This is a genomic window from Caballeronia sp. J97 (assembly GCF_905220305.1).
In the GTDB taxonomy this organism is placed as follows: Bacteria; Pseudomonadota; Gammaproteobacteria; order Burkholderiales; family Burkholderiaceae; genus Caballeronia.
In genome coordinates, this window is record NZ_CAJMZL010000007.1 from 218,937 (window position 1) to 226,455 (window position 7,519).

Annotated in this window: 5 protein-coding genes; 2 read left to right on the top strand and 3 right to left on the bottom strand. The window is 56.3% G+C overall.

Annotated elements, in window-relative coordinates; genetic code table 11:
- Positions 1-98: 98 nt before the first annotated feature.
- Both U4Y90_RS13080 and mdtD read left to right on the top strand, forming a co-directional pair.
- The gene (locus U4Y90_RS13080) at positions 99-851 is read left to right on the top strand and encodes a hypothetical protein (protein WP_321794989.1); all 753 of its coding nucleotides are present in this window, start codon (positions 99-101) and stop codon (positions 849-851) included.
- 314 nt (positions 852-1,165) lie between these two features.
- On the top strand, positions 1,166-2,620 hold the full coding sequence (gene mdtD, locus U4Y90_RS13085; protein WP_321794990.1) for a multidrug transporter subunit MdtD: 1,455 nt from the start codon (positions 1,166-1,168) through the stop codon (positions 2,618-2,620).
- Positions 2,621-3,630: 1,010 nt separating this feature from the next.
- On the opposite strand, the gene U4Y90_RS13090 is transcribed toward mdtD, so the two are convergent.
- From U4Y90_RS13090 to U4Y90_RS13100, 3 genes are all read right to left on the bottom strand, one after another.
- On the bottom strand, positions 3,631-3,837 hold the full coding sequence (locus U4Y90_RS13090; protein WP_321794991.1) for a rubredoxin: 207 nt from the start codon (positions 3,835-3,837) through the stop codon (positions 3,631-3,633).
- A 129-nt stretch (positions 3,838-3,966) separates the two neighbouring features.
- Positions 3,967-6,081 (bottom strand): 3-hydroxyacyl-CoA dehydrogenase NAD-binding domain-containing protein, encoded by a 2,115-nt coding sequence (locus tag U4Y90_RS13095; RefSeq protein ID WP_321794992.1) that lies wholly within the window; start codon positions 6,079-6,081, stop codon positions 3,967-3,969.
- Between the two features lie 517 nt (positions 6,082-6,598).
- The gene (locus tag U4Y90_RS13100) at positions 6,599-7,336 is read right to left on the bottom strand and encodes an IclR family transcriptional regulator (RefSeq protein WP_321794993.1); all 738 of its coding nucleotides are present in this window, start codon (positions 7,334-7,336) and stop codon (positions 6,599-6,601) included.
- Between the last annotated feature and the right edge of the window lie 183 nt (positions 7,337-7,519).

Below are 7,519 nucleotides of genomic sequence, written 5' to 3' on the forward strand. Positions count from 1 at the left end.
GATAGGATGAACCTGTGATCGCTGAAGCAGCCGACGAGACCGCGATCCATCCGACACACCGACCCTGCAGGCAGTGGTTAGACACAAGGAGATTTCTGATGATTTACACACGAAGCGGCACAGACGCTCTCGCAAATCGCAACGTCGTGGTTTCGCCCGGCACGGGTAACGAGCACTGGGGCACCGTCTTCTTTGGGCCTCGCAGTTCGAACAGCGCGGGCGCTGGGCCGCAGGCGACGATGTCGGAACTCAATCCCCACGAATCCGTTGTCTCCCACTTCCACGGGGTGACGATGTTCCAATGCTTCATCGCGGGATCGGGTACCTTGGGCGCCCGCAAGCAAGTCTTGGAGCCTCTGACGGTTCAATTCAAGGATCACCACACCGCTTACGGCCCGATCGTCGCCGGCCCTCAAGGGCTTTCGTTCGTCGCAATGCGCATGTACACAGGCAACTCGGAGCCCGTGTATCTTGATAAACCCGGCTACAGGGATCGCCTTGAACCGAGCAAGCGGCGCCATCTCACGTCAGAGCCTGTTCGTTTCTCTATCGAACCAGTGCTTGCAGCAAGAAAAGAGGCAGTCTGGGAGACGTTGCTCGAGGACGCGAGTGACGGCATGCATGCCCAGGTCGTTCGCCTCGGCGCAGGTATGAGCGTCCCCGGACCCGATCCGAAAGCAGCGGCCGGCTATTACGTGCTCGTTGGGAACGGCACTCTGTTGCACAACAACGAAGAACTGCCGCTGTGGTCAATGGTCGTGGTGGAACCTAGCGAAGAGAAGTTCGACATCCGGGCGGGCGATAAAGGTCTGGAAGCGCTGGTCCTGCAATACCCGCGTGAGGAACGCTAAGTCAAGTCAGACTTGCGCCCCTGCTTCCTCAAGGCAGGGGCCATAACCCGGCTTTCCGAAACGAGCAATAAATCGGGCCACACCAGTTTCAGTGGTTTTCGATTACAACGACGTGGTTTGCTCCCTGCATGTTCCATGGGACTTCGACGCTCCAGTCGGCCTTCGGCGGCCACTACCTCAACGTCGACGCAGGTCATCGCCCGCCTCATCAAGCGCTCCTATTCTTGCACTCCCGCTGCGCCACGGCAGAACGCTGCTCTCTGGTCATGTCACAAACGCCGACTTCACCGATTCGATAACCGGAACAGCATCTGATGAGCGATAACTCGATTGGCTCACAAACGGCCGAACTCGACAAAGCAAGCGCACGAAAAGTCACAATGACACTGTGGCTAGTTGCAACCGGCTTTTTCATGCAGACGCTCGACACGACGATCGTCAACACCGCATTGCCTTCGATTGCCCGCAGTCTCGGAGAAGCTCCGCTCCACATGCAATCCGTAGTGATTGCTTACTCGCTGACAATGGCTCTTGTGATTCCCGCATCCGGGTTTCTCGCGGACCGATTTGGAACGCGTAGAGTCTTCCTCGCCGCGATCGTCATTTTTACCGTCGGCTCTTTGATGTGCGCAAACTCGCGCGCGCTATGGGAACTGGTCTCTGCGCGAGTCGTTCAAGGAGTGGGGGGTGCGATGCTGCTACCGGTTGGACGGCTAGCAATACTGCGCAATTTTCCACGGGAACGCTACCTGCCGGCGTTGAGTTCCCTAGCAATCCTTGGACTAGTGGGTCCGCTGCTCGGCCCGACCTTGGGCGGATGGCTTACTGACGTCGCCTCTTGGCATTGGATATTTCTCATCAACGTGCCAATCGGCGCAGTCGGGTGCATTGGATGCTTTTTTTTCATGGTCGGGAAGCCCCAACCGACTGTCACGCGATTTGACTTCAAGGGATACATTCTTCTAGCGCTCGCCATGCTGTCCCTGACCATCGCGCTAGATGGCCTTGCGGAGTTCGGCCAACAACGAGCCTCCGTATTGGTTCTGCTAATCTTGGCATTTGCGTTCCTCGTATCCTATGCACTGCACTCGACGGATAACCCCGCGTCGCTTCTCCCGCTGACTCTACTCAGAATCCCAACATTCAAGATAGGTCTTCTTGGAAACCTTTTTGCTCGTATCGGCGGCGGAGCAATGCCATACCTCCTGCCGCTGTTCTTGCAGGTAGCTCTTGGATACACACCATTTCATGCGGGCTTGATGATGCTACCTGTGGCAGCTGCTGGGATCGCGTCAAAACGAGTCATCGTTGCAATGATTACATCTTATGGGTACCGTACGGTCCTCGTCTCCAATACGGTTCTTGCAGGACTGAGCATGGCGAGCTTCGCCTTCGTTGACCCACAGCAGCCGCTATGGATCCGACTTCTACAACTCGCGTTCTTTGGCGCGGTCAATTCGAACCAATTTACCGCGATGAATGCGCTCACCTTGAAGGACTTGGATACTGTCGGCGCAAGCAGTGGAAATAGCCTCTTCTCGCTCACCCAAATGCTGTCCATGAGCCTCGGGGTGACAGTCGCGGGCGCGATGCTAGCGATGTTTGGGAGCGTATTTTCAAAGCACCTACAGCCCCAAGCTCTACCTGTCTTTCACTCTACGTTCGTGTGCGTCGGGTTGATCACGATGTCATCTGCCCTCATTTTTGCCCAGCTAGCGTCCGACACGAGAGGCATCGACGCTCGGAAGACCAACGCGGTCGAAGACTAAAACTGTCGCCCCCTTGATCAATGCGTGAGGCGTCCAGCAGCCATCCGATCTCACTGCGATCGGCAATCGAGCGACGGGTCCGTCGGCGGACGCATGGTTTCAAGCGACTTGAGCCGCCTGTTGGAGACGAGCCCGCCATGATTCGCAGTTTCGGAATTGGCAATCCTCCGATTCAACGTCCGGGTTGACATCTGGGGTCCCCCCACCCTCTGTCGACTTTGGGCGTGCCACACCGTGCCGTTCCCCGAAATGACGCGACACGAACGTACCATCGACTTCGAAATTGCGCGTGCGGCGTACATCGTCCGCATCCGGGTTGCCGTTCACGACGAGCGTTCCCCGCCAGAAATCGCGGATCATCTATAGGTAATATCGGTCATCGCGGATGAACGCTGTGCAGTCAGCCAGCGAATTGATCGCCCACCTTGGACAGGCTGATGATTTGTTGCCAGATTCGGCCTGCGCGGCCCTGCAAGAGCATCTATCGACAACGGGCGCAATGCCCGACGGTTCTTCTGCTGTACCTCGAGCGCCATGAATGCGAAAGTGCCTTGCTAGATTGCGAACGGCGTAATTTCAAACCGCACGAAAGCCTGCGGAGGCGGCGAAGTCGGGGGCGTGCATGACAGCAAAAACGCTGTGCCCTGCGTTGACGAGAAGGGCAGCCCCGCTTAGCCGCAAGTCGACGCCTTCGTTCCGTCCGTGGGCCGCGACTTCGAGAACTGCACGGGAGTTTATTCGGAAGGCGGTCGGTTGAGCGCGCGTTCCATCGCGAGACCGTGCTGAACAATCAGTCCCGAAAATAGCAACACTCCCGAAGCTCCGCGGAAGTAGCCGTACGGAGCTCTTGAGCTTTCGAACGAGCTTTGCAAAGCGCGACCCACACCACCGTGAGGTAGGGCCGCGACAACCGCGCACCGCTATCAGCGGTAGATGTCGTATTAGACACCTTACTGACGACATTGCGAGGAATAAATTGGACGTTCGATTATGGCGATTTCTGACTTTCGTCAGATCTCGACCATTTCAAAATCGCCTTTCGTCGCCGAGCACTCGGGACATACCCAATCCTCCGGAATGTCCTCCCAACGAGTACCAGGAGCGATCCCTTCGCTCGGTAGACCTTCAGCCTCTTCATACGTGAATCCGCACAGAAGGCATTGCCAAACCTTGAATTCACGAATCTCAGTACTCTGTCGTTCGTTTTCAGCCGTCATATCATTGCCTCGCAACTCGGTTCGACGAGCGCCTGGAACTAACTTTGTGTCGTTGCCGCGCGTTCGCGACTGCAAGAACCAAATCCGTTTCGATGGCTCTTACTTATCATTGAACCAGGCGCTGAATGCTTAAGAAAGATTAGGCGCTTGGGCCTCTCGAAGCGATCCACCAACTTCGGCGATCTGCGCCAACAACTGGCTTGGCTTCCAGCGCTTTCCGTACTGCTCGTGCCATACACTGACCTGCTCAAAGATCTTTTGTGCACCAATCGAGTCTGCCCAGTACATCAGTCCGCCTCGATGGCGCGGGAAGCCGAAACCATACAGCCACATCACGTCGATATCACTTGCGCGGTAGGCCTTACCATCTTCCAGGATCTTGCAGGCCTCGTTCACCGAAGCGAAGAGCAAGCGGTTCAGGATCTCGTCGTCTGAAAACTCACGTTGCGGGACGCCAAGCTCACGACCAACGTCACGGATAATCTTCGAAACCTCTTCGTCCGGATGCGGCGTGCGATCACCTTCGTTGTAACGATACCAACCCACACCATTTTTCTGCCCCTTTCTACCCATCTCAACCATGCGATCGGGGACGTGGAGCTTTCGATAGGTCGGGTCTGCAGCGGCGCGGCGCTTGCGCGTATCGTAACTAACGTCTAGGCCCGACAAATCGCTGACCGCAAAAGGTCCCATTGGATAGCCAAATCCAATCATGACCTTATCCACCTGCTGGGGCAGCGCGCCTTCTTCCAGCATCAGCATCATCTCCGTCACCAGCGGCGCGCGGCTACGATTTGCCGCAAAGCCATCGCAAGAACCAGCAACGACGCTTACTTTGCCGAGGTCACGGCCCAATTTCGTCGCTCGAAGGATCGTTTCTATTGACGACCGGTCGCCCCTGACGACTTCGCAGAGTTTCATGACATTCGCAGGCGCAAAGAAGTGTGCCCCCGCGACATCATGCGGACGTCGTGTAGCGGCGGCCATCGTGTTGATGTCGATCGCCGAAGAGTTGGTAAGCAGGAGCGCCCCTTCCTTCATCACCGCGTCCAGGTTCGTGAACACCTCTTCTTTCAGATCGATACGCTCGAACACCGCTTCCACGACCACATCCGCGTCCCCGATGTCCTCATATCGCAAGACAGGTTGTACGTACGTCAGTCGCTCGTTCATTTCTTCTTGTGTGAGGCTTCCGCGCCGCACTCTAACCGCATACGTGTCGTGAATGCGCTTCATGCCTCGGTCGAGTGCCTCTTGCGTCACTTCGAGCACTTTCACCGGAACGCGAACGTCCGCAAAACAGATTGCAATTCCAGCCCCCATTGTTCCAGCGCCCACGATTGCAGCGGATCGCACGCCTTCAGGTTTATGGGACGCGGGCGTACCCGGAATCTTTTTCGCCTCACGCTCGGCAAAGAAAGCATATCGCAACGCCCTCGCTTCATCCGAGCCCTCGAGCTCCGAAAACAGTCGCTGCTCAAGAGCCAGTCCGTCCTCGAAGCTACCGGTTAATGCCGCTTCCACACAAGCGACAGCGCAGTGTGGTGCCTTCACGTTACGAGCCTTGCCAAGGGCGGCTTTCTTTGCCGCTTCCCACACTTCAGGCTGTTGATCCGCAAAGGCTATTCGTTCATTCATGTCCCTCACCCGCGGCAATGGGCGCGCAGGCGCGACGTCTTTCGCGTAAGAAATTGCGCTAGCCAGAAGAGTTTCCTGACTCACAATCTGCGTGACAAGTCCAGACTGCAACGCTTCGAATGCGGAAACATGACGACCGCTGCTGATCATCTCAACGGCCACCTTCGGTCCGATCAGTCTCGTCAGCCGTTGGGTCCCACCGCCAGCAGGAATTACCCCAATGCTGACCTCAGGCAGCCCCAACTTGGCGTCAGGCGTGGCGATTCGATAATGACATGCGAGGGCATGCTCGAGTCCCGCACCAAGAACGTAGCCTTGCATCGCGGCTATCACAGGCTTCTCACATGCATCCAAGGCTGCAGTGCTGACGCTGGTATTGATTTGGCGCGCCTTCCCGAACTGTCGGATATCGGCTCCGGCGATGAAGTTCTTGCCTGACCCGATGAGCACAACCGCATTCACTGCAGGGTCAGCGCCAGCGCGATCCAAGCCGGCGATGATGCCCTCCCGCATACCGGGTGCCAACGCATTGACTGGCGGGTTGTCGACTGTAATCACTGCCACGCCGCTCTCGACGTGATAACTGACATTTTGTGTATCGCTCATCAAGTGTCTCTCTTAATATCAAAAGCGCTGGCGGTGAGTCAGCTAATCCTGTGAGATCCCTTGCCCGAGGAAGGCGAGTCGACCCGCAGATGCTCCCCGCGAGCCGATATTTCCAACTCCGAACCGTCATTGGCCATTAGGAAGAAAACCTCAATGCATCGTAACATGAGTTCCGTTGACCAGCATTAATTCCGATAGTTGAAACTTTAAGATTGAAATGTCACGATCCGAGAGAGAGGGGCGGCGGCTGAAAACACGACACGAATTTACGAGTCGCTGACAACGAACCGAGAGTGACCGGCAGGAGGAAGAGCTACGGAACAACGCGGGATTGCGCCGCGAACGAAGAGCCGGAAAGGGGGATGTGGGATCGCGGCTTGGATTCTTGGATTCGCGAAAGATTGCGAAACGTTCCGCTCGTGGAATGTTTCTACCTCATTTCAACGGCAACGCCGAAATGCGGTCGCAAACTTCGACGGAACGCCAAACATTCAGTAGATCGCTAACGATAGTTTGATTACTGGTAGAGCGCGCCAAATCGACGCGAGATCTTTTCGGCCGCACTCACGACCAGCCGTATGGCCTCGTCCTCGTTGACCCGTAATCTTACGGTGGGCGCAGCAACGGACAAGCAGTAACGAACTTCCTGATTTGCATCCCGAATTGGCGCCGATGCCGCCGAAATGCCGAGTAGCCGTTCGCCGTGAGAAACTGCGTAACCATGTGCGCGTATCAACTCAAGTTCCGCGATGAGCGCCTCATCTGTTATCTTCAAAACGCGAGCCACCGACGGCAGGATCGACGTCAACTCGAGCGGTGGCATATGAGCTAAAAGTACCTTCGAGCCCGAACCGCCGAGCAAAGGCGTTTCCTCGCCGGGTTGGGTAACCGCTCGCAACGGCGCAGATACAGTGGATAGGGCATCAATGCAAACACGGCTTCGTCCCGACAGGGTATGCAATGAAACCGTTTCCTTCGTCTGTTGAGCTAGTTCAACCAGTATTGGTCGAGCGATTGCTCGAACGTCCAAGGTGCTCCTGACCATGCCCGCCAGGCGAGTGAACCTGAACGAGAGGCAGTACTGTTGATCCTCGAGACGGACCAGGTAACCTGCCTTCTCAAGACTCTGCACTATGCGAAAGGCGGTCGACTTCGGCAGTTCGATGCGCTCCGCAACCTCCTGTAAGGTCAGGCTGGTTCTATCGGCACTGAAGCTTTCGAACACAGCAAGAATGCGCTGAACAGAACGCATCATGTTTCGGTTCGCTGTGGATGGCTCGTTTGCAATGTTTGTCATAGTCCCGCGGCTGAAGACCGCTGCACATATCGTTTAGCGATGACCGAAAATTTCGTGGCAGCTCAAGACTGCCCCCCAGATCACCCTGCTTGGGTTGACCGCCCTCACGTTCGAGATGTCGAGAATATGCCACTCGTCTAG